The organism is Vreelandella hamiltonii, assembly GCF_014651775.1.
Lineage (GTDB): Bacteria > Pseudomonadota > Gammaproteobacteria > Pseudomonadales > Halomonadaceae > Vreelandella > Vreelandella hamiltonii.
Map to the genome: position 1 here is coordinate 1 of NZ_BMXN01000007.1, position 24,099 is coordinate 24,099.

Sequence of the window (24,099 nt, forward strand, 5' to 3'; positions counted from 1 at the left end):
TCATCGTCAGGCACTTATTAAGTAGAAAGCCCCGAGCACATTGTGTTCGGGGCTTTTTGCGTTTGGCACTTGCGCAAAACCCTCATGGCTCGGGCTGTGGGGGTGATATGCGTTGATAGGCTGCCTTGGGGAGCCGTTGTTGCTTCGCTGCGATGTTATCATGTGTTTTCGAGAGGGCAGTGACGGCTCCATGTTTACAGAGAGGTGAAAGGTGAGTGACACGATACCCACGGCGTGGCTGGTCTATTGTCGACCCGGTTTCGAGGGCGATACGTTGGCGGAAATGCAGCATCATGCCAAACAGCAGGGGGTGAACTGCGAACCAGCCCATGGGGCCGGATGGGTCAGCTTGACGCGACAGGATGGTGAGGCGATCAATGACCTGCACCGCCAGGCAGCTTTCCAGCATCTCATCTTTGCCAGGCAGAGTCTGGCAGCCCTGCCGCCCTTGGTGCTGTCCCGTGAGGATCGTCTGACCGCCATTCTCGATCAGGTCAAAGCCAGCCGTTGGAGCTTTGAAGAGATTTGGCACGAAACACCGGATACCAACGATGGCAAAGCACTGTCGGGGTTGATCAAGGCGCTCACTCGCCCGCTGCAAAACACGCTGAAAAAGCGTGGGGCGCTGCGAGGCAAGGCTGGCGGAAGACGGCTGCATATTTTCTGGACGGACGGAGACCGTGTGCAGCTGGGCATGAGCTTCCCTGACAATCGTAGCGAACTGTTGAACGGAATCCGGCGGCTACGCTTTCCTTCCCGTGCGCCAAGCCGCTCGACGCTGAAACTGGAAGAGGCCTGGCACGAATTCATTCCACGCGATCAGTGGGATACTCGCCTGGCGGAGCACATGCAGGCAGCGGACCTGGGGGCGGCGCCAGGAGGCTGGACATGGCAGCTGGTGCAGCGCGGCATGTACGTCTATGCCATCGATAATGGGCCGATGGACAAAGCCCTGATGGCGACGGGTCAGATCGACCACCTGCGTGAAGATGGCTTTACCTGGGAGCCCCCTCAGCGTCTGGATTGGCTGGTGTGTGACATCGTGGACAAGCCTGTACGGGTATTGGCCATGGTAGAGCGTTGGTTGACGCGTAAATGGTGTCGTGAAGCTATCTTCAACTTGAAGCTGCCCATGAAAAAACGCTGGGACGAAGTGACGCGTTGCCTGACGACGCTGGAAGCCGCGTTGGCGTCAGCCGGGGTAAGCGCTAAAATAAGCTGCCGTCATCTCTACCATGATCGGGAAGAGGTGACGGTGCATGTCAGGTTGCTACACTGAGAAGGTGTGCTTGACTGGCTGAACGCTCGCCTAGTACCCCGGCTCATAGATACGAATGGCTTCATCTTCGGTGAGAAGAGGCAGAATGCGCTGCATGGCCATGGCGCGAGCCTCGCTTGCGTGCCACTCTTTCCAAGCGCGCAGGTCACGCCATTTGGTGATCATCAGCCGACGGTCGGTGTGGCCGCGCTCTACCAGCGTTTCACCACCAACGAAGCCACGAATGCCCAATGATACGCGCATGGCTTCGCGTGCGGCCTGCTCGTATTCATCTTCCAGGCCGGGCATGATGCGTCGTTCAATGATGACTTTTATCATAGTGTCTGTTTCCTAACCGAGAGAGTCGATGACTGATCCTACACAAGCCCCCAGTGCTTTCGATGCCGAATTGGACACCACCGGGCTGTACTGCCCAGAGCCCATCATGCTGATGCACAACAAGGTGCGTGACATGGCGTCGGGCCAGGTGCTGAAGGTCGTGGCGACGGACCCTGCGACGACGCGCGATGTCCCCAAGTTTTGTCAATTCCTGGGGCACGAGCTTATCGAGCAGCAGGGCTCTGACGACCACTACGTCTACTTTATCCGTTTGGCGTGATACTGGGGAGTCCTGGCAAGGCATGCATCGACCATGGTGCAATGCCTTGCCGGGATGGCTTCAAGAGCGCTCGTTGCTGTCGGAGACCACCATCATGGCCAGGGCCTCAAGCGTAGCCGGGTCCTCTTCGAGGATGCGATTAGCGATGTGGCGTTGGAAAAAATAGACGGTGTGATGGCGCGAGTGGGCGTCATACAGGCAGTTATCACCCAGCAAGATCGGCATCAGAGTGGCTTTTTGCTCGTCAGCCAGCAGTGCGTCCACGCTGCCGTCGCTGTACAGGCGCCACCCGTAGACCGGCTTCATATGCCAGGGGGCATTGGGCCGGTTCATGCACAAGGCATGGGTTCCCAGGGTATCGGGAAGCTGCTGGATCAGCGTCACTTCACCGGATGCCTCATACTCGAAATAGCCTGCAGCCGCGACCAGTTCGTCGTACTTGTGGTCGGGGGGGACATCGAAGATTTCATCGGTTTCGGGGTCACGGTAACCGACGAAGCAACCGCTTTCCTCGCTGTCCAGCTCATGGCAGGCCGCCAGAGACTCCATCCAGGGTACCAGCCCGGTAATGCTGCCATCTTCTCTCAAGCCCCAGGCCAGAATGGGGAGACCATAGTAGGTGTCGGGACTCGCAGCGAGCTGGTAAACCATTTCCAGTCCGTCCAGCTCCGGAGCCAGACGAACGAGACATTTTCGCGCCTGCTGACGCTGACGCACGGTATCCAGGTCGATGACCTGGGCAGAGCGAGTTGACAGGGGTGAGCCCATGGTGTCCCTCCTTGTACTGCGTGGTCACGACATTGGCAGACAGTGATTTTCATCTGCCGCTACCTTCACCAATAGCACACCTTTTCTGGAAGGTTAAGCATGACGAGCATATTTAATGCTGTGTGCAGGGCGCCAGGGTAAGCGCCAACTGACGATGATGCGCCAGAGCCCGTTGAAACTGCTGCCAGGGGGCCTCCGGGTTCTGCATGTCGAGCCAGGCCTGCTGGTAGTCAGACACCGCTGGCGGTGGGCTGACGGCATGGGTATCGAAAAGGCTATTCACCGACACCAGCCACTGCTCTGCGCGTTGCTCCAGCTGGTCTACCCAGTCAGGCAGGGCTTCTGACCAGCAGGTGCTCCCTGCGTCTGGTTCGGCCTGCGCGATAGCCGCGTTTAGCTCGTTCAGGCGCTGCTCAGCCAGCAGCAAGGCGCGCAGCACTTCGGCAGTCAGCGGACGCTGCTGGAGCGTTTTGAGATGGTTTTCCAGGGTCGAGGAGTCGTGTTGCCAAGCTTGATTGAACTGCTGGGTAATCATCTGCTCAAGATAATCCAGTGCTGCCCGCTGTGCTGCCCAGTCTTGATCGGGGAGTGTGTACAGAGGGTGACTGGCGCGGGCGAAACTCTTCTCCCACTCTTCCGAGGCAAAGATGGCGTTCCAGGTCGCAAAGGGCAGCTGCTCGGTTTTGAGCTGGGTCAACTGTGCCAGGCGATGGGCGTCATCGTCACCCAGCCGTTCAGGAATATCGCTGTTCCAGCAGTGATCCAGGCGTTGCCACAGCGTGCGCTCGTAGATCCATTGCTGGCTGGGCGGTGCGACACGGCCTAGCTGATTGTTTCTGGCAGCAATCAGGGAAGTGATCTGACACTCGCGTAACGCATAGATATTGAGCATGCCTTCGCGTATCTCCGGCAGCTCGATCACGCGCTGGCGTCGGTCGGGAAAGGCGCCTATGTTACGGGGCTGCTGGCGATCAGGAGCGGAAATGCCGAGCTCCTCGGCAGTCGAACGCTGGTAGGCCACCCAGGCCTCGTCCGCGCTGTTGTCGCCGCAGCCAGCCAGCACCAGGCTGGCCGACATGACGACGGGCATCACGAGGCATGAGCGGTAGAAACTTGAAGGCCGCATGGGGTCACTCCCGTTGACTGATTCGATGTAATCGCCAAGCCAGCAAGATGGCCGCTGTCGTGAGCCCTGCAATCAGGCCGATCCAGTAGCCGTGTACCCCCAGCGGCTGTGACTCGCCGCCCATGCCATAGGTTCCCAGCCAATGACCGCCCCCCAGTCCGACGATCCAGTAGGAAAGTACGGTGATCACCATGACGATGCGGGTATCCTTGTAGCCTCGCAGCGCGCCGGCCAGATTCACTTGCAGCGAGTCCGACAGCTGAAAGATGACCGCCAGAGCGATGATCGTGAGCGCCAGGGCCTGAATGTCGCTATTGGAGGTATACAGGCTGATGACCGGTGCGGCAGTGAACCAGAGCAGCGTGCTGTTGAACGCGGCGACGATCACGCTGATCACGACACCGTTCCAGGCAACCTTACGGGCCAGGGAAAGGCGCTGCTGCCCCAGCGTATTACCGACACGCACCGTCAGTGCCATGCTCAGTGACATGGGCAACATGAACAGGATCGAGGTATAGCTCAGCGCGATCTGGTGAGCCCCCACGGTCACTTCACCAAGGCTGGCGATGAACAGGGCGATCAGCGTGAACAGCGTCACTTCGACAAAAATCGCGACGCCGATGGGCACCCCGACCACGAGCAGCTCACGCACGCCTGACCACTGTGGCCAGGTGGCGCCATGCCACAAGGAAACGCTGCGGTATACCGTGCCACGACGCGTGTAGAGAGCCATTGCAATGGTCATGGTCCACATGGAGAAGGCCGTGGCAATGCCACAGCCAAAGGCGCCCAGCGCGGGTAGCTGCTGCAGCGTATCCGGCAGCGCGGCGCCGAACAGGCTGACCAGCCCATCACCCCCGTAGATCAGTACATAGTTGCTGGGAATATTGACGGCCAGGCCAATCAGGCTGATCCACAAGGCTGGCCGGGTATGGTTCATGCCATCCGAAAACGCTCTCAATGCCTGAAATAGCGCGATGCCTGGCATGCCGAAGGCCACCGCGCTCAGGTAAGCAGCCGACTCGCTGGCCACTGCGGGTGGCACGTTCATCAGCTCGAAGATCGGCATGACGGCCGTACGCAGCAGCAGGGCGGCCAACAAGCCCAGCGCCAGGGCCACCCAGAGCGCCTGATGTACGGCGGGACGAATGGCGCCGTTGCGTTGCCCTCCCAGCAGTTGAGCCACGATGGGCGTCAGCCCCATCAGCGTGCCGGTCATGAACAGCATCAGAGGCATCCACAGGCTGGAGCCTACCGACACCGCCGCCAGCGACGTGGCGTCATGTCGCCCGGTCATCATCACATCGACGACGCTCATGCCTGCCTGAGCAAGCTGTGCACCACAGATAGGCAGCGCCAGGGCCATGAGTGTGCGTGTTTCAGGCCAGTAAGTTTTCTTGATATCGCTAGTGAAGCCGCCCAAGGTATGGTTCCTATTTAGCAAAGAGACCCAGGAAAAGGCGATAGAGTAGCAGGAGTCGCTATACCTTGCGCTCTCCTCTTTAGCCAAGGATGGGTCCCTCGTTATACTAGTGCAACGTTCATGAATGAGATAACGGTGTGACTGACCCGCAAGAGCGCTGGACGCTCGACGATATTACTGCGCTGTTTGATGGGGTGTTTGCAGACCACTATCAGACTCGACTGATTCGCGGTGGCGATGAGCCGCTTTACCGCCCGATGAGTGAGCAAACGCCTTACCATCAGGTGATCTTTGCACGAGGCTATTTTGCCAGTGCGTTACATGAGATCAGCCACTGGTGCATCGCAGGCGCAAAACGCCGCCAGTGGGAAGATTATGGCTACTGGTATTACCCGGACGGGCGCACGGAGGAACAGCAACAGGCATTCGAACAGGCCGAAGTGGCCCCTCAGGCGTTGGAGCAACTGTTTACCCAGGCGTGTGGCCGTACGTTCCATGTCAGTGTGGACAATCTGGGCGGCGCGGGCGAGGTGGACCGGGAGGCTTTCGCAAGACGCGTGGCAGCGAGGGCCGAGCGCTATCGGCAAGAGGGACTGCCCCTGCGCGCCAATGCGTTTCGGACGGCATTGGCGCGCTACTATCAGCACCAGGACACGCTGGAGCAGGCGATTCGGCAGGGGCACCGCCTGCTGGACGATGCTCTGATGAAAGTGGGTTAGTCAGCCTCGGACAACTGCTGATGCAGGGTCAGCATGACCTCGATTTCGTGCTCGGGGCGCATGGGTTCTAGGCCCAGATCGTTGAAGGTATCACTGCGCAGGCGGTGCCATTCGCTTGAGCTGAGGGTTTCATACAGCACTTGTGCGGGTGCCAGCTCCACAAAAGGATCCAGCCCGTAGGTGTCGAACAAGCGGGCCAGGGCGGCCTCATCTTCGCCGTTGTCGCTGGTGTACAGCGTGGCCGAGAAATGGTCGTTCTCCAGCTCGCGGATCACATCCAGCGGGCTGACCCCCAGGCTCTCCAGCTCTTCGATGCTGTAAGCCCCCATGACATTGCTGTCTTCGGTAATCCAGCTGTCATCCGGCTGGATCAGGGTCTGCTTGATGCGGCCATCGGGCAGTGACCATGCAATCGACAGCGGCAAGCCATTGTCTTCACCTATCTCTATGGCAATAAAACCGGGGTAGTCGGCCATGGTTGTCGTTCCTTCTAGGTATCCGTGTCGATACGGAAAAATTGCAGGGCGGTCCGGGTGGTCGCCGCCGCGAGTTCAGTGTCACTCACCTGATGCCAACGAGCAATCTCCTGCACGATCCAGGGCAGCAGGGCAGGCTCATGGCGTCTGCCTTTCAGCTTGGCGGGCAAATTACGGGGCAGCAAGTAAGGGCAGTCGGTTTCGACCATCAATCGATCCAGCGGGATCTCGCGCACCAGGTCACGCAGGTGATGCCCGCGCCGCTCGTCACAGATCCATCCCGTCAAGCCGATGTGCAGGTCCAGCTCCAGATAGCCCCGCAGCGTTTCACGGTCTGCGGTGAAGCAGTGGATCACCGCGTGGCTGATATCGTCGCGCCAGTGGTGCAGGATCTCACGCATGCGCTGGCCTGCATCACGCTCATGAAGAAACAGCGGTAGCCCGGATGCCGCCGCCAGGGCCAACTGCGCTTCAAAGGCGCGCTCCTGCTCCTGCGGGGTGGAAAAGTTGCGGTTGAAGTCGAGCCCGCACTCACCGACCGCGACCACCTCGGGCAGTGTATAGAGATTGCCCAGCGCCTGGGCCACGTCTTCGCTCCAGCCGCTGGCATCATGGGGATGCACCCCCGCAGTGGCATACAGCCCCGCAAACTGCCGAGCCATCTCGACGGCCTGCCTGGCGTGGGCGACATCCGTTCCCGTGACGATCATTGTGGTCACGTTGGCAGCTCGGGCCCTGGCAATCACGTCGCTCAAGTCGCGCTGAAAGCTCTCATGGGTCAGGTTGGCGCCAATGTCGACCAGCGGTGTGCTGGGGCGAAACTGTAGCGCTTCAGGTAACGCGTCGTGTGCTTGCTGAGTCGCCAATGTGGTCATCTCTCCTGTGGGCCAGTGGCCCCATTGTAACGCTGGAGCCGCTTGGCTCGCCAACGCAAGCCGCCATGAACGTGGCAAGTAATCACACTGCAAATGGCATGAATTGCAAAAAAACTGGCTCAATAGGTAAACAGTGCAGGCCTGTTTGCTCTTACCATGAAAATGAGTCACCGCCATGCCCGTGATTCAATGAGTGAAGGCGCAACGCCAGCGTTGTGATTTTCACCTCAATAACAACAATAGCGAGGTACCCTCATGCCGTTATCACGTCGTTTCACCCTGTCTGCGTTAGCTTCTGCGGTGGTTGCTGCAGGCTTCGTTCCGTTCGTTGCCGCCCATGAAGGGATTTCTGATAACGAAATCCGCATTGGCTATCTGGCCGATATGTCAGGCGTTTACCGCGATCCTATCGGTCCTCTGGGGCTCGATGCCATTCAGATGGCGATCGAGGATATTGGCGGCAGTGTCAACGGGGCGGATATCGTGGTGTTCAGTGCCGATGATCGTAACAGCCCTGACGTGGGCTCCAGCGTGGTGCGTGAATGGATCGATGAGCGCAACGTCGATATGGTCACGGGCCTGGTGGCATCATCGGTCACGTTGGCAGCCGTCAGTCTGCTGCAGGAGGCCGACAAGCTGGGGCTGGTGAATGGTGCCGTCTCCTCTGGCGTGACCAACGAACACTGCTCTACGAATCATATTCACTGGGTATATGACACTTGGGCAATGTCGAACGGCACCGCCAAAGCCATTACCGAAGAAGGCTACAAAAACTGGTACTTGTTGAGTGCCGATTACTCTTTTGGTCATGCGTTGGAAGCCGACGTCGAGCGTGTGGTCACTGAAAACGGTGGCACCATCGTAGGGCGTGCGCGTCATCCATTCCCCAATAACGACTTTTCATCGTTCATGTTACAGGCGCAGGCCTCCGGTGCTGACGTCATTGCGTTGAATAACGCGGGCGGGGACACCATCAACGCGGTTCAGACGGCGGGGGAGTTTGGTATTACCCAGGCCGGGCAAATCCTGGCGGGAATGGTGCTGTTCAGTACCGATGTGCGCAGTATCGGGCTGGAAAATGCCCAAGGGCTGCAGTTCACCAAAGCCTGGTATTACGACTTGAACGAGGAAACCCGCGCCTGGGCAGAACGCTTCCGGGAGCGTACGGGCAGCATGCCTACCATGGTTCACGCTGGCCTCTACTCCAGCACTCGCCACTACCTGGACGCCATCGCTGCCACCGGGACAGACGATACCCAGACGGTGCGTCAGCAGATGGCCGACACGCCTATCAACGATATCTTTGCCCAGAACGGCTATATCCGCGAAGACGGCCGTATGGTCCACGACATGTACCTGGTGGAAGTCAAAACCCCGGCAGAGTCAGCAGATGAAGACGACTTGTTCCGGGTGGTCCGCACCATTCCTGCCGAGGAAGCGTTCCGGCCACTGTCTGAAAGCGTCTGCCCACTCGTAAAGGGTTAAACAGCCATGACGTCTGTAGATAACATTCATCGCAATACGATTGGCGCTGCGCTTGACCGCAGCGCGCGCAAGCATGCCCAGAAGCGGGCTTTGACGTTCGGCGAGCGTACGTGGAGTTATCAAGCGCTCAATAACGCGGCCAACCAGGTGGCAAATGCGCTGCTGGAAGCAGGGCTGGCGCCGGGCGACCGCCTGGCGGTATACGGTAAAAACTCGGATGCCTATGTGATCGCGTGGCTGGCCTGTAGCAAGGCGGGCCTGATTCACGTCCCTGTCAATTTTGCGCTGAGCAGTGACGAGCTTCGCTACATTCTGGAGCAGTCGGGCGCAAAAGGGGTACTGAGCGACGCGGTGCTAGGAGACAAGGTTCGCGCTGCCGTCGCGGGGCTGTCGCTGGTCGTCAACGGTACCCTGCAGGCGGAAGGGGCATCGCTTCAAGAAGACGCCTTCGACGTACTGGCGTGTACCCACGGGGTTCATGCTTCTCAGGCTCATGCTGCCCATGGGCCAGACGTCGCGCTGGAGGGGGCCAGCGTTGCCCAGTTGTTATATACCTCTGGTACCACGGCAGCGCCCAAGGCTGCCATCATGAGTCATCAAGCGCTCATGGCCGAGTACATGGCGTGCATGGTGGCGTTGGATATCCAGGCAGATGACGCCGTGCTGGCAGCGCTGCCCTTGTACCACTCGGCGCAAATGCACGTGTTTCTGATGCCTGCGCTACTGCTGGGAGCGCCCGTCATTCTGCTGGAGGCCCCCCTGCCGGAAAGCTGCCTGGCTGCCATTTCACAGCACCAAATCAGCTCTTTTTTTGCCCCTCCTACCGTGTGGATCAGTTTGTTACGGCACCCTCACTTCGATCAGTACGATCTCTCGAGCCTCAGAAAAGCCTATTACGGTGCCTCCATCATGCCGGTGCCGGTACTCGAAGAGATGCAGCAGCGCTTTCAGAGTGTGGGCCTTTACAACTGCTACGGACAGAGCGAAATAGCGCCCCTGGCGACTGTTTTGCGACCAGAAGAGCATGCCGAACGGCCGGCCTCTGCTGGACGACCGATTCTCACGGTCGAAACGCGCATCGTCGATCTGGAGGGCAACGATGTTCCACCTGGAGAGCATGGGGAAATCGTCCATCGTTCTCCGCAGCTCATGCTGGGCTACTGGGACAAACCCGAGATGACCGCGGAGGCATTTCAGGGAGGCTGGTTCCACTCTGGAGACGTGGGGTATGTCGATGAAGCGGGCTATTTGTACATCGTCGACCGTATCAAGGACGTGATCAATACCGGCGGTGTGCTGGTCGCCAGTCGAGAAGTGGAAGAGGTGCTGTTCAAGCACACGGCGGTTTCAGAGGTGGCGGTCGTGGGGCTACCCGATGACAAATGGATCGAGGCGATTACCGCGGTGGTGGTGCTCAAGGAGGGGCAAAACGCCAGTGAAGCGGAGCTGATTCGACACGCCAAGGACCTGATCGCCCCTTACAAGGTACCCAAGCGGGTGATGTTTGCCGACGCACTGCCCAAGAGCACGGCAGGTAAAATTCTCAAGCGCCATCTGCGCCAGGCGCTGGGAGAGTCATGATGGACGACCAGGAGCTGGGGCTCTTTCAGCCCATGATTACCCGCTGTTTAGCACAGGAAGTAGCGCCTTTTTACCAGCAGTGGGAGGAGGCAGGAGAAATACCACGCTCCCTGTGGCTGGCGCTGGGGGCGGCAGGGCTGTTGGGTATTGACCTGGCAGAAGCGTACGGTGGCTCAGAGGCCGATATCGCCATCCCGCAAAGGGTGCTCGAAGAGATGTCTCGTCAGGGCTTTGGTGGCCTCGCCAGTGCTTACAACATCCACGCTAATATCGTCATGCCGTATGTCCAGAAACTGGGGACACCTGAGCAGAAGGAAAAGTGGCTGCCGCGCATGGCCTTGGGGGAATGCCTGGGGGCCATTGCCATGAGCGAACCCCACGCCGGGAGTGATTTGGCCGCGATGAAAACCCGCGCCACGCGGGTAGAGGATGGCTGGTTGCTCAACGGTGGCAAGCTGTTCATCACCAATGGTCAGGTGGCCGATCTGGTGATCGTGTGCGCAAAAACCGATCCCAGTGCCGGCGCCAAAGGGGTCTCGCTATTTTTAGTGGAAACGTCGCTGCCCGGCTTTTCCCGAGGTAAACCGATCAAGAAAATAGGCCAGCATGCCAGCGACACTGCGGAGCTGGCCTTTGATCAGTTGAAGTTGCCCGCAGACGCGCTATTGGGCAACGAGGGCGAAGGGTTTCTTTACCTCATGCAAGAGCTGCCTCGTGAGCGTTTGGGGGTGGGCGCCCAGGCCCTGGGGGCGATAGAAGGGGCGCTAGCGCTAACCCTCGAATACGTCACCCAGCGGGAAGCCTTCGGCCAGCGGCTTGCCGATTTTCAAAACACTCGCTTTACGCTGGCGCAGCTCAAAGCCCAGCTTGACATGGCCCGGGCTTACTTCGAGCAGTGCATGGAGCGGTATCGGCAAGGCAGCATGAGCAGCACCGAGGCGGCGATTCTTAAATTACAGCTGAGCGAACTGCAGTGTCATGCGGTGGATCGCTGTCTGCAGCTGTTTGGTGGCTATGGCTACACTCATGAGTACCCCATTTCGCGCTTCTATCTCGATGCTCGGGTACAAACCATTTATGCCGGCAGCTCCGAGATCATGAAAGAAGTGATTGCGCGCTCGCTGCTGGGCAAAGCCTCTTGAGCAAGAGGTCCAAAAAAACGGTCGACAAGGAGTCTATATGCAGTTGGATAGCGTGGTGATTGTAGGGGGCGCGCGCACCGCCATCGGAGGGTTTGGCGGTTCGCTATCCGCCTTCGCCCCCCATGAGTTGGGCACCATCACTGCCGTGGAAGCCCTGCGCCGGGCCGGGGTGGAGGGCGCCGACATCGATCATTCGGTTTACGGCCATATCATCACTACTGGCCCGCAGGATGCCTATCTGGCCCGCCACATCGCACTCAGTGCAGGCGTTCCCAAAGAGGCCGGTGCCTTCAACGTTAATCGCCTGTGCGGCTCTGGCGTCCAGGCGGTGGTGTCTGCGGCTCAGCAGATTGTCTTGGGCGACAGTCGCCTCGCTTTGGCGGGCGGTGCCGAAAGCATGTCTCGCGGAGCCTACGTGTTGGCCCCGCAGGCGCGCCACGGTATTCGCATGGGGGATACCCGCATCGAGGATTTGACGCTTGGCGTGTTGAGTGACCCGTTCGGCAGTGGTCACATGGGAATCACCGCTGAAAATATCGCGCAGCAGTACGGTTTCAGCCGCGAGCAGTTGGATCAATTCGCCCTCGAGAGCCATCAAAAAGCAGCGCGGGCACTATCGGAAGGCCGCTTCGATGAGCAGATCGTGCCGGTAGAGGTGACCCGGGGCAAGCAGACGCTAACCTTTGCCCGTGATGAGCATGTTCGGGAAGACGTGGTGCTCAGTGATCTGGCCCGGCTGAAACCGGCTTTCAAGCGTGAAGGGGTCGTGACCGCAGGCAATGCCTCAGGGATCAACGATGGCGCCGCCACCCTCGTACTGGCCCATGCTGAAGAGGCCCGGAAACGAGGGCTCACCGTGCGTGCGCGGTTGCGGGTGGCCACCACGGCGGGCGTGGAACCATCACTGATGGGGTTGGGCCCCATTCCTGCCGTCAAGCGTTGCTTGCAGCAGGCTGGATTGACCATCCACGATATCGATGTGATCGAATCCAATGAAGCCTTTGCGGCCCAGGCCATGGCGGTGGCCAGCACGCTCGATTTTCCGCTGGAAAAGCTCAACCCCAATGGCGGTGCGGTCGCTCTTGGGCATCCGGTGGGGGCCACCGGCGCCATTTTGATCCTTAAAGCGCTGCATGAGCTGGAGCGCATTCAGGGGCGCTTTGGACTGATTACGCTCTGCATTGGTGGCGGGCAAGGTATCGCGCTACTGATCGAGCGTTAAGTTGCCCCAGACATCCAACAACAATCAAAGGTACGTTTTATGCCGACGATAACGCCAAAACTGCTCCCTTCGACATCCTCCGCCACCAACCCTCCCATGCTGATCAAGGATCTGTTGGAGTCTGGCGTTCGCATGGCGGGCAATAATCAGATCGTGTACCGCGATCAAGGCCGTCACGACTACCGCCGTTTTCAAGAGCGTGTCCATCAACTGGCTCATCTGTTGACGGCGCAGGGAGTGCAGGCAGGAGATGTGGTGGCGGTGATGGATTGGGATAGCCACCGCTATCTGGAATGCTTTTTCGCCATTCCCATGATAGGCGCGGTGCTGCACACGGTGAACGTCCGCCTGGCACCCGAACAGATTCTCTACACCATGCAGCATGCGGAAGACGTCTTCGTGCTGGTGCATGAGGACTTCGTGCCTCTGCTGGAACCGCTGGCGCAGCAACTGCCCGATATTCGTGGCTACGTGCTTTGTCAGGAAGAGCGCCGTGACGTCTCGACGTCGCTGCGATTGGTGGGGGAGTTCGAAGCCCTGCTGGCTGACCAGCCCAGCCATTATGATTTCCCCACGTTCGATGAAAATGGCGTGGCCACGCTGTTCTACACGACCGGCACGACCGGCACGACCGGCAACCCGAAAGGGGTGTTCTTTACTCACCGTCAGCTGGTGTTGCACACGCTGGGCGAGGCCAGCACGTTCCAGGCGCCTGGCTTCGAGCTGTTGAACCGAGACAAGGTGTATATGCCCATTACGCCGATGTTTCACGTGCATGCCTGGGGCGTCCCTTACACCGCCACGCTGCTGGGCGCGACGCAAGTGTACCCGGGCAAATACGAGCCGGAGATGCTGGTGAAGCTGCTGGTCAGTGAAAAGGTCGATTTTTCCCACTGCGTACCGACACTGCTCAACATGGTGGTGAGCGCGGAGGCCATCGCGACGAAAAAAGTCGATTTGACTGGCTGGAAAGTGCTGGTCGGAGGCAGCGCCTTGACCCAGGCGTTGGCAAGCCGTGCCTGGGCGCTGGGGATCGACACCCGCAGCGCTTACGGCATGTCGGAAACGTGTCCTCTGCTCACTGCCGATATCTTGCCGAAGGAGGTCGCGGAGGCTGACTTCGAAAGCCAGCTTCCCTGGCGCTGCAAGGCCGGTCTTCCGGTGCCGTTCGTGCGGCTGCAGGTGGTCGATGTGGACGGTCAACCGCTTCCTCATGATGGCCAGAGTGTGGGGGAAGTACGCGTACAAGCGCCCTGGCTCACCCAGGCTTACTACAAGGAAGAGACGCGTAGCGAAGAGCTATGGCGAGATGGGTGGTTACACACCGGGGATGTGGGGTCGCTGGATGCGCATGGCTTTTTGGCCATTAGTGATCGCATCAAGGACGTCATCAAGACCGGTGGCGAGTGGCTGTCCTCCCTGGAGCTGGAAAGCTATATCAGTCAATGCCCCGGCGTCGCTGAAGTGGCGGTCATCGGCGTGGCGGATGACAAGTGGGGGGAGCGTCCCGCAGCGCTCGTCGTACCCAGCGACCTCAATCGGCCGCCTACCGTCGAGGCGATTCAGGGTTTCATGGAGCAGTTCGTGGCGCAGGGCAAGCTCAACCGTTGGGGAGTGCCTTCATTGATACGTTTCGTCGATGAAATACCCAAGACCAGCGTAGGCAAACTGGATAAAAAACGTATCCGTACAGAGATCTAGCGGCTCAGAGCGCGGTGCCTGCTGTCTGCGCTTTGCGGTAGGCGGCAGGCGAATTGCCGGTCCATTGCTTGAAGGCTCGGCTGAAGCAGGCCTGGTCCTCGAAGCCGAGGGTTTCGGCCAGTGTGGAGAGCGGCTCCCTGCTGCGGGTCAATACCTGAATGGCCACGTCCCGCCGATACTCGTCCTTTACCGCCTGAAAGTGGGTGCCCTCTGCCTGCAAGTGGCGTGACAGAGTACGGACGGACACGTGCAGCGCATTGGCCACGTCGTGAATGGTGCTGGAAGAGAGTCGGTGGCGGTGCAGATACTCCCGCACGCGATGGGTGGCGATACGGTCTTCGAAAGAGACATAAAACCAGTCTGCTGGCGCACGCTGCAAAAAAGCCCCGAGGTGCTGCTTGCGTTGTCGGACGGGATGTTCCAGAAAAGCCGTATCGAAATAGACCGCCGTTTTCGGCTGGTTGAAGGTCACCTTGCCTGGATAAAAATAGAGATAGTCAGCTCGATGGGCGGGTTGCGGATAGCTGCACTCCATCAATATGGGCGGGATTTTTCGCGCGATCAGCCAGGAAGCAATGCCGTGAAAGAGCTTCAACATCAGCTCATGCACCAGAATGTGGCTACCCTGAAGCGGTTTGTGCTCCTCGAGGGCCATACGAGCCAAGTCGCCCTCCACGGAAAAACAATAGCCAAAGTCATCCAGCACAATACGAAAAAACTGGGTGCAGCGATGTAGTGCGATACGCAGCGTGGGAGCATCCAGCATGCTGAGGCACAGCAGCTTGAGGGTGCCGCAGCGCAGCGGCCGAGAGAAAAAACCGGGCGTCTCATCGTCGAGCTCCACCGCCAGAAGCCGGTAAAGCTGGGCAAACTGTTCCACCGTTACACGGCCATTGGGAGCCTCGAGCAAGAACGGGGAAATGCCAGACAGCATCAAATAACGCGTGGCCGCTTGCCCGGTGGGAGCCAGGCCACGAAACAGCTCGTTGACAAAGTGCATGGAGACGGTAACGGTCACGCTTTTCCACCCTGTAAGTGCCACAAGACAGCCGTAGGCGTTGCCCCTTTTACGCTGGACGTTAGCACGTTGTACCGTCGGGCTCTATATGAGTGCACCGTTACAGGGATCCATGCGTTACACTGTGCGCCTCACGACGAAGGAGGACACTGCGTGACCCTGTTACGACTCGAACAGCTGCAACTCGCTTACGGCACCCAGGTACTATTGAATCGCGCCGACCTCACGGTTGAAAAGGGCGAGCGGTTGGCGCTGGTCGGGCGCAACGGCACCGGTAAATCCACCCTGTTGAAACTCGTGGCAGGCGACATCCAAGCGGACGACGGCACCATCTGGCGCGCGCCGGGGCTGAAAATCGGCGTGCTGGCCCAGGAGCTGCCCGAATCATCGGGCATGACGATTTTTGACATGGTGGCCCAGGGGCTGCCCGAAGCGGGCGAGCTGCTGTCGGAATACCAGCATCTGATCAACGACCCCGACCCGGACATGAACCGCATGGCCACGCTGCAAACGCGGCTGGAAGCGATTGATGGCTGGTCGTTCCATCAGCGTATCGACGTGGTGCTGACGCGCCTGGGCCTGCCGCCCGAAGCGGAGATGAGCGCGCTTTCCGGTGGCTGGCGTCGTCGCGTGGCGCTGGCCAGGGCGCTGGTGTCGGAACCGGACTTGCTGCTGCTGGATGAGCCCACCAACCACCTGGATCTGGATACGATTGCGTGGCTGGAAGAGCAACTGCTGGCGTTCAATGGCGCCGTGCTGCTGATCACCCACGACCGTGCCTTTCTGTCGAAGTTGGCCACCCATATTCTGGAACTGGACCGTGGCAAGCTGGGCCGCTACCCCGGCGTGTACGCGGAGTATCAAGAGCGCAAGCAGCACGAGCTGGAAATCGAATCGCGTGAAAATGCGCTGTTCGACAAGAAGCTGGCCCAGGAGGAGACCTGGATCCGTCAAGGAATCAAGGCGCGCCGAACCCGTAACGAAGGGCGCGTGCGGGCTCTGGAAGCGATGCGCAATGAGCGCAGCCAGCGCCGTGAGCGCCAGGGCACGGCCAACCTGACCGTGGACAGCGGCGAGCGCACGGGCAAGCGGGTGGTCGAGCTCAAGGGCGTTAGCCAGTATTTTGGCGACGGCACCATCTTGCGCAACGTCAATCTGGAAGTCATGCGCGGCGACCGTATCGGTTTCCTGGGTCGCAATGGCGCGGGCAAGACCACGCTGTTGAAAATCCTGCTGGGAGAGCTTGCTCCAAGCGAAGGCAGCGTGCAGCTGGGCACCAACCTGAAGGTGGCCTACTTTGACCAGCTTCGGGCGGGGCTGGAGCTGGAGAAAACCGTTTACGACAACGTGGCGCAGGGCAGTGATCGGGTCTCTGTCGGCGGCAAGGACCGCCATGTGATGAGCTACTTGCAGGATTTCCTGTTCACGCCGGATCGTGTGCGTCAGCCGGTCAAGGCGCTGTCGGGGGGCGAGTCCAACCGCCTGCTGCTGGCCAAGCTGTTCACCCAGCCTGCCAACGTGCTGGTGCTCGATGAGCCCACCAACGACCTGGACATGGAAACCCTGGAGCTGCTCGAAGAGCTGCTGCTCGACTTCGATGGCACGCTGCTGCTGGTCTCCCACGACCGTACCTTCATGGATAACGTGGTGACCAGCATGCTGGCCTTCGAAGGGGAAGGGCGCGTGCGCGAGTACGTGGGTGGCTACACCGACTGGATTCGACAAGGTGGCAAGCTGCCCCCGGCCCCTTGGGAGGGTGCTGCCCGCCAGCAGACGGAGCCGACATCGGCACCTGCACCAGAAGTGGTCGAAAAACCTGTCAACGAGCCTGCCAGGAAGTCCGTGAAGCTCTCCTACAAGCTGCAGCGAGAGCTGGATGCGCTGCCTGCCGAAATAGAGCGGTTGGAGCAGGCAGTCGAGACGCTTGAGCAGGAAGTGGGCGATCCGGGGTTTTACCAGCAGGAAGCTACCGCCGTGACTGCCAGGCTGCAAGCCCTGGAAAAAGTGCAGCAGTCGCTAGAAACGGCAATGGAGCGCTGGATGGAGCTGGAGGCGATGGCGAACGGCGAATAGCCTTCAATGCGCTACAAAAAAGGCCCCGTAAGGGGCCTTTGGCGTTAGGGTCGGTCATGGCCGATCACTCGTCGCTTTTTTCGCCTTTCTTGCCGACGCGCACGGCCAGCACGTCGCACTGGGCGCCATGTAGCACGCCGGTGGACGTAGAGCCCAGTAGCAGGGCAAAGCCGTGGCGGCCGTGGGAACCCACCACGATGAGATCCACATTGTGCTCATCGGCAAAGCGATGGATCTCGGTATCGGGCATGCCCACCACCACGTGCTGGTCGGCGGGCTCGACGTGCGGAGCGGCAATGTCGGCCAGACGCTTTTTCGCGTGGTCGTCCAGCTGGTCCTGAATGCTGGTCAGATCCATGGGTATGTCGCCACCGTAGGCGAAGCCCAGCGGCTCCAGCGTGTGCATGATCGAGAGCTTGGCGCCGTTATTGCGTTCGGCAATCGCCACGGCGCGTTCAAGGATCTTGTGCGAGTCCTTGGTGAGGTCGACGGCGACCAGAATGTGGTGATAGCTCATGGCGTATCTCCTTGGTGGTATTTAACAAAGAGAAGCTTCGTTAGATAACCTTACTTTAGGCCGGGTAGTGGCGCTGCACAACGACCTGGATCATGGTTTTTTGCAATCGTTGCCCTGCACGGCAATGCAAGAGGTGGCTAAATGGAATGGTTGGTGATTGTTCTGATTCTGCTGTTCGTGATGGCGCCGGTGATGTGGCTCAAGCCCAGCCCCCGCCAGAAGCGCCAGATGGCGCTACGCGACAGTGCGCGGCAGCAGGGGGTGACCATCAAGATGGCCGTGCCGCCGCTGCATCATTTCAAAGGCACCATGCCAGCCTATCGGTGGCGGTTTGGCCAGGAGACGCCGGGGCCGGATTTCGTTCTGGTGCGCGATAGCCATGCCAGCGCGGCACTGGAAGCCTTTCATGCTGGCTGGCGGTGGCGTATTGCGCCGCTGCGACCGCTACCGGAGAGCGCCGACGCCACGCTGCGCACCTTGCTGGAGCGTTTGCCCCAGGATGCGCTGGTGCTGGAGTGCAACTCGTACGCCTTGACGCTATGGTGGTGGGAATCACAAACCGCCGAACGCTTTACCAGCTACCTGGGCGATATCATGACCTTGAAAGTGTCGCTGGGCGGCCTGTCAGACCGCCCCCCAGGCAAGGCGCTGTCGTCAGGCGGTCGACCCTCCTGACGAGATAGCTGTCCTGACGAGATAGCTGTTCGCGGCCGCCGGGGGATCATACCGACGGCTTGTCCTGGTCTCTGGCCTGCATGGCCAGGCCATTGGATTCGATTTGCGCCAGCCACTGGTCCAACTGGATCAGGTCGCTGTCGCTCAACCCGGCGAAGATCTCCTTGCGGGCGGCGAGCACTACGCTGTCGATCTGTTCCAGCAGCGGCATCGCCGCCGGGGTGAGATAAATGCGCTTGCTGCGACGGTCAGTGTCACAGGCGCGCCGCTCCACCAGCCCCTGCTCTTCCAGCTGCCCCAGCGTGCGCACCAGCGAAGGTGCCTCGACGCCAATGGCCCGCGCCAGATAGCACTGCGGGTTGCCTTCGCCGAGCTTCCACAAGTGATAAAGCGTGACCCAGCGCGTTTGGGTCAGCCCCAGCGGTGCTAGCCTGCGGTCGATGATGGAGCGCCATAAATGGGGCAATCGGGCAATACGAAAACCAATAGTTGAAGCCATAGTCGCTAGCTACCAGAAAATGTGAGTGGGCGAATTGTCATAAGCTGCGCCGCTGAATGCAAGGCGTTATGCTAATCGGCGGCGTCTGGGGCCTGCTGGTCAGAACGGCTGCCTGCGACGAATCGCCGTAAATTGAGCGCGCTTAATCCGCTGCGCTGAATGGTGCTGTCGGCCATGGAGGCCTGCTGCTCGTCATCCGAGACCGTGAAGCGGATCAGCCCCAATCGTTGTCCTCCTTCGGTCATGATGTCGACTCGCCAATCCCCTGCGGGGTTTTCAGGGAAGTTGCGTTTATGGCTCCAGGCGCGATACCCCTGTTCACGGCCGCCGTTGATAGTCAGGGCAATACGGTCCATGGGCGTGCCATTATGATGCCAGGCATGATAAATGGTTTCGCTCAAGCCGCGTGGTGCGCGAATGGCGGTATATACATAGAGCCCATGGGTGCGCAGGGCCTCAGGAGTCAGCGGAGTGGCACCCTGGGGCACGCGCTGCTGGGTATCGAAAGCAGGCGATAGCGCGCTGCCCGTCATCCACAGGCTGGCGGGGGGCACCCAGACGCGGCCAAGCCAGGCGCCGTAGGCCAGCACCATGGTCAAGGCAAGAAAACCACACCAGCGCGCCAGGCTGCGTTGCTTCAGCAGATGCCAGAAGCTGGGCAGGGCCACCAGGACGGTGAGCACCAGCGCCAGCAGCAGGCTTTGCCGGGTGGTCAGATGCAGCATGATCGGCAAGATCACCAGCAGCACCAGAAAGACGCACTGCGCATGAAACATGAAGTACAGGCTGCGCCATCGCCCAGCCAGCTTGTAATACAGTGGGTCGATGATCGATAGCACGGCCATGGCCATGACCAGCAGGGCAAACAGCGCCTGCCCGCTATTCCACACCGTGGTGATCAGGATGAACGGCAGGGTGAAAAACAGCGTCTCCTGGTGAATCATCTGGGCAATGAAAGAGGCAATGCCCTTGGGCAGGGTAGGGTGGCCGCGGCTGGCCAGCAGCCGCCCGATCAGGCTTTCCGACAGCAGCAGAAGCCAAGCCACCAGCAGCCCCACCGCCAAGGCCACTCCCAGCCACTGCTGACGATCCACCAGAAAAAAACTGCCCAGGCCTGCTGCAAATGCCATGGGCGGCCACAGCCAACTCCATGGTTTCAGGCGCTCTACAAGACGCTCGACCCAAGCCTGTACGGCCCGTGTCCGGGCGGGATTCAATAAAGTGCCCATCGTGTGATCGCTCGATTCAATCGTGAAGTGTGATGATTCCTTAGCATACGCACTCATTTCCGCATCCGTCGCAGTCTGCAGGACAAAAACGCAAAAATGATGGCAGCCACTCATGCGCTGCCGAGATTCATGTAAGGTCCCCACAAGGACTATGCTGAGGGCTGGATTAGCCAAAAGTCAGGGGTTGACGTACTCGAGCAACTCCACCAAGCTAAGGCAATCAAACGACCGTATGAATGCGCGGCGGGTTCGCCGAAGCTAACCTGCCCGACACTATGTGGAGAGAGCGCGAATGATCTATCAAGGCAATGCCATCACGGTGGAGCGTCGTGACACCCAGGGTGGCAATGATGTCGCAGTGCTCACTTTCGACCTGAAAGATGAGTCCGTCAACAAGCTTTCCAGTGCCGTGGTGGCGGAGCTGGGAGACGCGGTCAAGGCGCTGCAGGCCGAAAGTGGTGTGCAAGGTCTGATGATCCGCAGTGCCAAGGACGTGTTTATCGTCGGTGCCGACATTACTGAATTCCATAGCCTGTTCGACAAGGGCGAAGCGTACCTGGTGGAGATGAACCTCAAGGTTCACGACATCTTCAACGCCATCGAAGATCTGCCGTATCCCACCGTGACGGCGATCAATGGTCTGGCGCTGGGCGGCGGCTGTGAAGTGCTGTTGACCACCGACTATCGCGTGATGAGCGAGAAAGCCAAGATTGGCCTGCCGGAAACCAAGCTGGGCATTCTGCCAGGCTGGGGTGGCTGCGTGCGCCTGCCGCGTCTGATCGGGGCAGACAACGCCGTGGAGTGGATTGCCGGTGGCACCGAAAATCGTGCCGATGCCGCCTTGAAAGTAGGCGCCGTTGACGCTGCCGTTGCCCACGAGCTGCTGGAAGAGGCAGCGCTGGACATCCTCGACCGCGCCAATGCCGGTGAGCTGGATTACCAGGCCCGCCGCGAAGAGAAAACCTCTCCGCTGAAGCTCAACGCCATCGAGCAGATGATGGCCTTCGAAACCGCCAAAGGCTATGTGGCCGGTAAAGCAGGCCCGCACTACCCGGCACCCGTGGAAGCCATCAAGGTCATTCAGAAAGGGGCCGGAGAAACCCGTGCGCGTGCCCAGGCCATCGAAGCCAAGTCCTTCGCCAAGCTGGCGCTGAGCAGCGTTGCCTTCAACCTGGTGGGGCTGTTCCTCAACGATCAAGTGGTCAAGAAGAAAGGCAGCAAGTACGAGAAGCAGTCTCAGCCGGTCAAGCAGACTGCCGTGCTGGGCGCTGGCATCATGGGGGGCGGTATCGCCTACCAGAGTGCCAGCAAAGGCACCCCGATCCTGATGAAAGACATCAAGGACGATGCCATCGAGCTTGGCCTGAAAGAGGCTCGCAAACTGTTTTCCAAGCAGGTGGAGCGCAAGAAGCTCACCACTGAGCAGATGGCCGAGAAACTCTCCAACATCCGCCCGACGCTCTCTTACGGTGATTTCGGCAATGTCGATCTGGTGGTCGAAGCGGTGGTGGAAAACCCCAACGTCAAGGATGCGGTGCTGACCGAAGTAGAGGGCATGGTGGGTGAGAACACGATTCTTACCTCCAACACGTCCACCATTTCGATCAACCGTCTGGCGAAGAACCTCAAGCGCCCGGAAAACTTCTGCGGTATGCACTTCTTCAACCCCGTGCACCGCATGCCGCTGGTGGAAGTCATTCGTGGCGAGAAAACCTCCGACGCCGCCGTGGCCGCCACCGTGGCTTACGCCCGCGCCATGGGCAAGACGCCCATCGTGGTCAACGACTGCCCGGGCTTTCTGGTCAACCGCGTGCTGTTCCCTTACTTCGGCGGCTTCAGCTTCCTGGTAGAGCAAGGGGCCGACTTCCAGCGTGTCGATAAGGTCATGGAGAAGTTTGGCTGGCCCATGGGCCCGGCCTACCTGCTGGACGTGGTCGGCATGGATACCGCCGTGCACGCCAACGAGGTAATGGCCGAAGGCTTCCCTGACCGCATGGCGCGTGAAGGCAAAACCGCCATACAGGTGATGTATGACAACCAGCGCCTGGGCCAGAAGAACGACAAGGGCTTCTACGCCTACGAAGAGGACAAGAAGGGCAAGCCGAAGAAGGTCAGCGATGAGCAGGCCCATGCCCTTGTGAAAGACGTCGTGAAAGAGCAGAAAGAGTTTTCCGACGAAGACATCGTGGCGCGCATGATGGTGCCGCTGTGCCTGGAGACCGTACGTTGTCTGGAAGACGGCATCGTCGAGACGCCCGCAGAAGCCGATATGGCACTGATTTACGGCATTGGCTTCCCGCCCTTCCGCGGTGGCGCGCTGCGCTACATTGATGCGCTGGGCGTGGCCGAATTCGTCGCTCTGGCCGACCGTTTGGCCGAAGAGTTGGGACCGCTCTACGCACCTACCGAGAAACTGCGCGCCATGGCCAAGAACAACGAGCAGTTCTATGCCGGTTCTACTGCTAGCGCTCAGGCCTAAGTCACCACCCACAGGAGAAATATGATGAGTTTGAATCCGAGAGATATCGTGGTGGTGGACGGTGTTCGTACCGCCATGGCAAAAGCAAAGAACGGCGCTTTCCGTCACGTACGTGCCGAGAACCTTTCCGCTGCCGTGATGCAGGCGCTGTTCAGCCGGAACCCCAACCTGGACCCGTCGGAAGTGGACGATGTGATCTGGGGCTGCGTCAACCAGACCCTCGAGCAGTCCATGAACATCGCCCGCAACGCGGCGATCATGACCGGCATTCCCCGTAGCGTGCCTGCGCAAACGGTGAACCGTCTGTGTGGCTCCTCGATGACCGCGCTGCACATTGCGGCGGCCAACATCAAGGCCGGCATGGGCGACTTCTATGTGATTGGTGGCGTGGAGCACATGGAGCACGTGCCCATGGCCCACGGTGTGGACGTGAACCCGGCAGCCAGCAAGTACGCTGCCAAGGCGGCCATGATGATGGGCCTGACCGCCGAACTGCTGGGCAAGATGCACGGCATCTCCCGCGAAGACCAGGACAAGTTCGGCGTACGCTCGCATCAGCGCGCCCAGGCAGCCATGGAGAAGGGCTACTTCGATAACGAGATCATCGGTGTCGAAGGCCACGACCAGCGCGGCTTCAAGATACTGATGAAGAACGATGAAGTGATCCGTGCCGATGCCAGCCTGGAGTCCATGGCCAACCTGAAGCCGGTGTTCGACCCCCGCAGTGGCACCGTCACGGCCGGTACTTCATCGGCGCTGTCGGTGGGGGCCTCTGCCATGGCGGTGATGAGCTACGAGCGTGCCCAGGCGCTGGGGCTGGAGCCGCTTGCCCGCGTGCTGTCGACCGGTGTGGCAGGCTGTGATGCCTCCATCATGGGCTACGGCCCGGTGCCCGCGTCCAAAAAGGCCTTGAAGGCCGCTGGCCTGTCGGCAGCGGATATTCAAACCGTCGAGCTCAACGAGGCGTTTGCTGCCCAAGGGCTGCCGGTGCTCAAGGACCTGGGCTTCCTTGATGCCATGGACGAAAAGGTCAACCTGAACGGCGGTGCCATTGCCCTGGGCCACCCGCTGGGCTGCTCCGGTTCGCGCATCTGTACCACGCTGCTCAACGTGATGCAGCAGCGCGATACCACCCTGGGCCTGGCGACCATGTGTATCGGTATGGGCCAGGGCGTTGCCACGGTGTTCGAACGCTTGAAATAACCGCCCGGCAG

General features: G+C 59.8%; 22 protein-coding genes. 12 read left to right on the plus strand and 10 right to left on the minus strand.

Going from position 1 to position 24,099, the window contains the following annotated elements:
* Nucleotides 1-211 precede the first annotated feature (211 nt).
* The gene (gene rlmM / locus IE091_RS08070; protein ID WP_189463366.1) at nucleotides 212-1,279 is read left to right on the plus strand and encodes a 23S rRNA (cytidine(2498)-2'-O)-methyltransferase RlmM; all 1,068 of its coding nucleotides are present in this window, start codon (nucleotides 212-214) and stop codon (nucleotides 1,277-1,279) included.
* 30 nt (nucleotides 1,280-1,309) lie between these two features.
* On the opposite strand, the gene IE091_RS08075 is transcribed toward rlmM, so the two are convergent.
* Nucleotides 1,310-1,597: an antibiotic biosynthesis monooxygenase family protein gene (locus IE091_RS08075; protein ID WP_016914310.1), complete on the minus strand. Its 288-nt coding sequence runs from the start codon at nucleotides 1,595-1,597 to the stop codon at nucleotides 1,310-1,312.
* 28 nt (nucleotides 1,598-1,625) lie between these two features.
* Between IE091_RS08075 and tusA the strand changes: the two genes are divergently transcribed.
* A complete protein-coding gene (gene tusA / locus IE091_RS08080; RefSeq protein ID WP_039179343.1) occupies nucleotides 1,626-1,877 on the plus strand; it encodes a sulfurtransferase TusA in 252 nt (83 codons plus the stop codon).
* Nucleotides 1,878-1,937: 60 nt separating this feature from the next.
* Here the strand turns inward: tusA and IE091_RS08085 are convergent, their stop codons facing one another.
* The 3 genes from IE091_RS08085 to IE091_RS08095 all read right to left on the minus strand — a co-directional run bounded on the left by IE091_RS08085 (nucleotide 1,938) and on the right by IE091_RS08095 (nucleotide 5,194).
* Complete coding sequence (locus IE091_RS08085) at nucleotides 1,938-2,645, minus strand: hypothetical protein (RefSeq protein WP_039179348.1); 708 nt, start codon at nucleotides 2,643-2,645, stop codon at nucleotides 1,938-1,940.
* Nucleotides 2,646-2,757: 112 nt separating this feature from the next.
* Nucleotides 2,758-3,771, minus strand: a complete 1,014-nt coding sequence (locus tag IE091_RS08090) for a DUF3080 family protein (RefSeq protein WP_189463367.1) — start codon at nucleotides 3,769-3,771, stop codon at nucleotides 2,758-2,760.
* A gap of 4 nt (nucleotides 3,772-3,775) precedes the next feature.
* Nucleotides 3,776-5,194, minus strand: coding sequence for an MATE family efflux transporter (locus IE091_RS08095; protein ID WP_189463368.1), 1,419 nt, complete (start codon nucleotides 5,192-5,194; stop codon nucleotides 3,776-3,778).
* A gap of 137 nt (nucleotides 5,195-5,331) precedes the next feature.
* Between IE091_RS08095 and IE091_RS08100 the strand changes: the two genes are divergently transcribed.
* Complete coding sequence (locus IE091_RS08100) at nucleotides 5,332-5,913, plus strand: elongation factor P hydroxylase (RefSeq protein WP_189463369.1); 582 nt, start codon at nucleotides 5,332-5,334, stop codon at nucleotides 5,911-5,913.
* Here the strand turns inward: IE091_RS08100 and IE091_RS08105 are convergent.
* Both IE091_RS08105 and IE091_RS08110 read right to left on the minus strand, forming a co-directional pair.
* Complete coding sequence (locus IE091_RS08105) at nucleotides 5,910-6,389, minus strand: hypothetical protein (protein ID WP_016914304.1); 480 nt, start codon at nucleotides 6,387-6,389, stop codon at nucleotides 5,910-5,912. The genes IE091_RS08100 and IE091_RS08105 overlap by 4 nt on opposite strands.
* A gap of 14 nt (nucleotides 6,390-6,403) precedes the next feature.
* The gene (locus IE091_RS08110) at nucleotides 6,404-7,264 is read right to left on the minus strand and encodes a TatD family hydrolase (RefSeq protein ID WP_189463370.1); all 861 of its coding nucleotides are present in this window, start codon (nucleotides 7,262-7,264) and stop codon (nucleotides 6,404-6,406) included.
* A gap of 255 nt (nucleotides 7,265-7,519) precedes the next feature.
* Here IE091_RS08110 and IE091_RS08115 point away from each other — a divergent pair, with 255 nt between their 5' ends.
* The 5 genes from IE091_RS08115 to IE091_RS08135 are packed head-to-tail and all read left to right on the plus strand — an operon-like array spanning nucleotide 7,520 to nucleotide 14,395.
* Nucleotides 7,520-8,749 carry an ABC transporter substrate-binding protein gene (locus tag IE091_RS08115; RefSeq protein WP_096922712.1) on the plus strand — a complete coding sequence of 410 codons (1,230 nt, stop codon included), beginning with the start codon at nucleotides 7,520-7,522 and terminating at the stop codon, nucleotides 8,747-8,749.
* Nucleotides 8,750-8,755: 6 nt separating this feature from the next.
* On the plus strand, nucleotides 8,756-10,330 hold the full coding sequence (locus tag IE091_RS08120) for a fatty acyl-CoA synthetase (protein WP_189463371.1): 1,575 nt from the start codon (nucleotides 8,756-8,758) through the stop codon (nucleotides 10,328-10,330).
* Nucleotides 10,330-11,472 carry an acyl-CoA dehydrogenase family protein gene (locus IE091_RS08125; protein ID WP_189463445.1) on the plus strand — a complete coding sequence of 381 codons (1,143 nt, stop codon included), beginning with the start codon at nucleotides 10,330-10,332 and terminating at the stop codon, nucleotides 11,470-11,472. The genes IE091_RS08120 and IE091_RS08125 overlap by 1 nt, the downstream gene beginning before the upstream one ends.
* A 37-nt stretch (nucleotides 11,473-11,509) precedes the next feature.
* On the plus strand, nucleotides 11,510-12,694 hold the full coding sequence (bktB, locus tag IE091_RS08130) for a beta-ketothiolase BktB (RefSeq protein WP_100731701.1): 1,185 nt from the start codon (nucleotides 11,510-11,512) through the stop codon (nucleotides 12,692-12,694).
* Nucleotides 12,695-12,733: 39 nt separating this feature from the next.
* The gene (locus IE091_RS08135) at nucleotides 12,734-14,395 is read left to right on the plus strand and encodes a fatty acid--CoA ligase (RefSeq protein ID WP_189463372.1); all 1,662 of its coding nucleotides are present in this window, start codon (nucleotides 12,734-12,736) and stop codon (nucleotides 14,393-14,395) included.
* Nucleotides 14,396-14,399: 4 nt separating this feature from the next.
* Here the strand turns inward: IE091_RS08135 and IE091_RS08140 are convergent, their stop codons facing one another.
* On the minus strand, nucleotides 14,400-15,413 hold the full coding sequence (locus tag IE091_RS08140; protein ID WP_189463373.1) for an AraC family transcriptional regulator: 1,014 nt from the start codon (nucleotides 15,411-15,413) through the stop codon (nucleotides 14,400-14,402).
* A 153-nt stretch (nucleotides 15,414-15,566) separates the two neighbouring features.
* On the opposite strand from IE091_RS08140, the gene IE091_RS08145 reads away from it, so the two are divergent.
* On the plus strand, nucleotides 15,567-17,486 hold the full coding sequence (locus IE091_RS08145) for an ATP-binding cassette domain-containing protein (protein ID WP_189463374.1): 1,920 nt from the start codon (nucleotides 15,567-15,569) through the stop codon (nucleotides 17,484-17,486).
* Nucleotides 17,487-17,550: 64 nt separating this feature from the next.
* On the opposite strand, the gene IE091_RS08150 is transcribed toward IE091_RS08145, so the two are convergent.
* Entirely contained in the window at nucleotides 17,551-18,003 is a 453-nt protein-coding gene (locus tag IE091_RS08150) for a universal stress protein (RefSeq protein WP_016914281.1), read from the minus strand.
* 141 nt (nucleotides 18,004-18,144) lie between these two features.
* On the opposite strand from IE091_RS08150, the gene IE091_RS08155 reads away from it, so the two are divergent.
* Entirely contained in the window at nucleotides 18,145-18,678 is a 534-nt protein-coding gene (locus IE091_RS08155; protein WP_081135137.1) for a preprotein translocase subunit YajC, read from the plus strand.
* A gap of 46 nt (nucleotides 18,679-18,724) precedes the next feature.
* Here IE091_RS08155 and slyA read toward each other — a convergent pair whose 3' ends face one another.
* Together slyA and IE091_RS08165 are read right to left on the minus strand one after the other, a co-directional pair.
* Nucleotides 18,725-19,177 (minus strand): transcriptional regulator SlyA, encoded by a 453-nt coding sequence (gene slyA / locus IE091_RS08160; RefSeq protein ID WP_081191923.1) that lies wholly within the window; start codon nucleotides 19,175-19,177, stop codon nucleotides 18,725-18,727.
* 71 nt (nucleotides 19,178-19,248) lie between these two features.
* Entirely contained in the window at nucleotides 19,249-20,406 is a 1,158-nt protein-coding gene (locus IE091_RS08165; RefSeq protein ID WP_189463375.1) for a DUF5924 family protein, read from the minus strand.
* 292 nt (nucleotides 20,407-20,698) lie between these two features.
* Here IE091_RS08165 and fadB point away from each other — a divergent pair, with 292 nt between their 5' ends.
* Both fadB and fadA read left to right on the plus strand, forming a co-directional pair.
* Nucleotides 20,699-22,885, plus strand: a complete 2,187-nt coding sequence (gene fadB, locus IE091_RS08170) for a fatty acid oxidation complex subunit alpha FadB (protein ID WP_189463376.1) — start codon at nucleotides 20,699-20,701, stop codon at nucleotides 22,883-22,885.
* Between the two features lie 24 nt (nucleotides 22,886-22,909).
* On the plus strand, nucleotides 22,910-24,088 hold the full coding sequence (gene fadA / locus IE091_RS08175; protein WP_268246865.1) for an acetyl-CoA C-acyltransferase FadA: 1,179 nt from the start codon (nucleotides 22,910-22,912) through the stop codon (nucleotides 24,086-24,088).
* Nucleotides 24,089-24,099 lie beyond the last annotated feature (11 nt).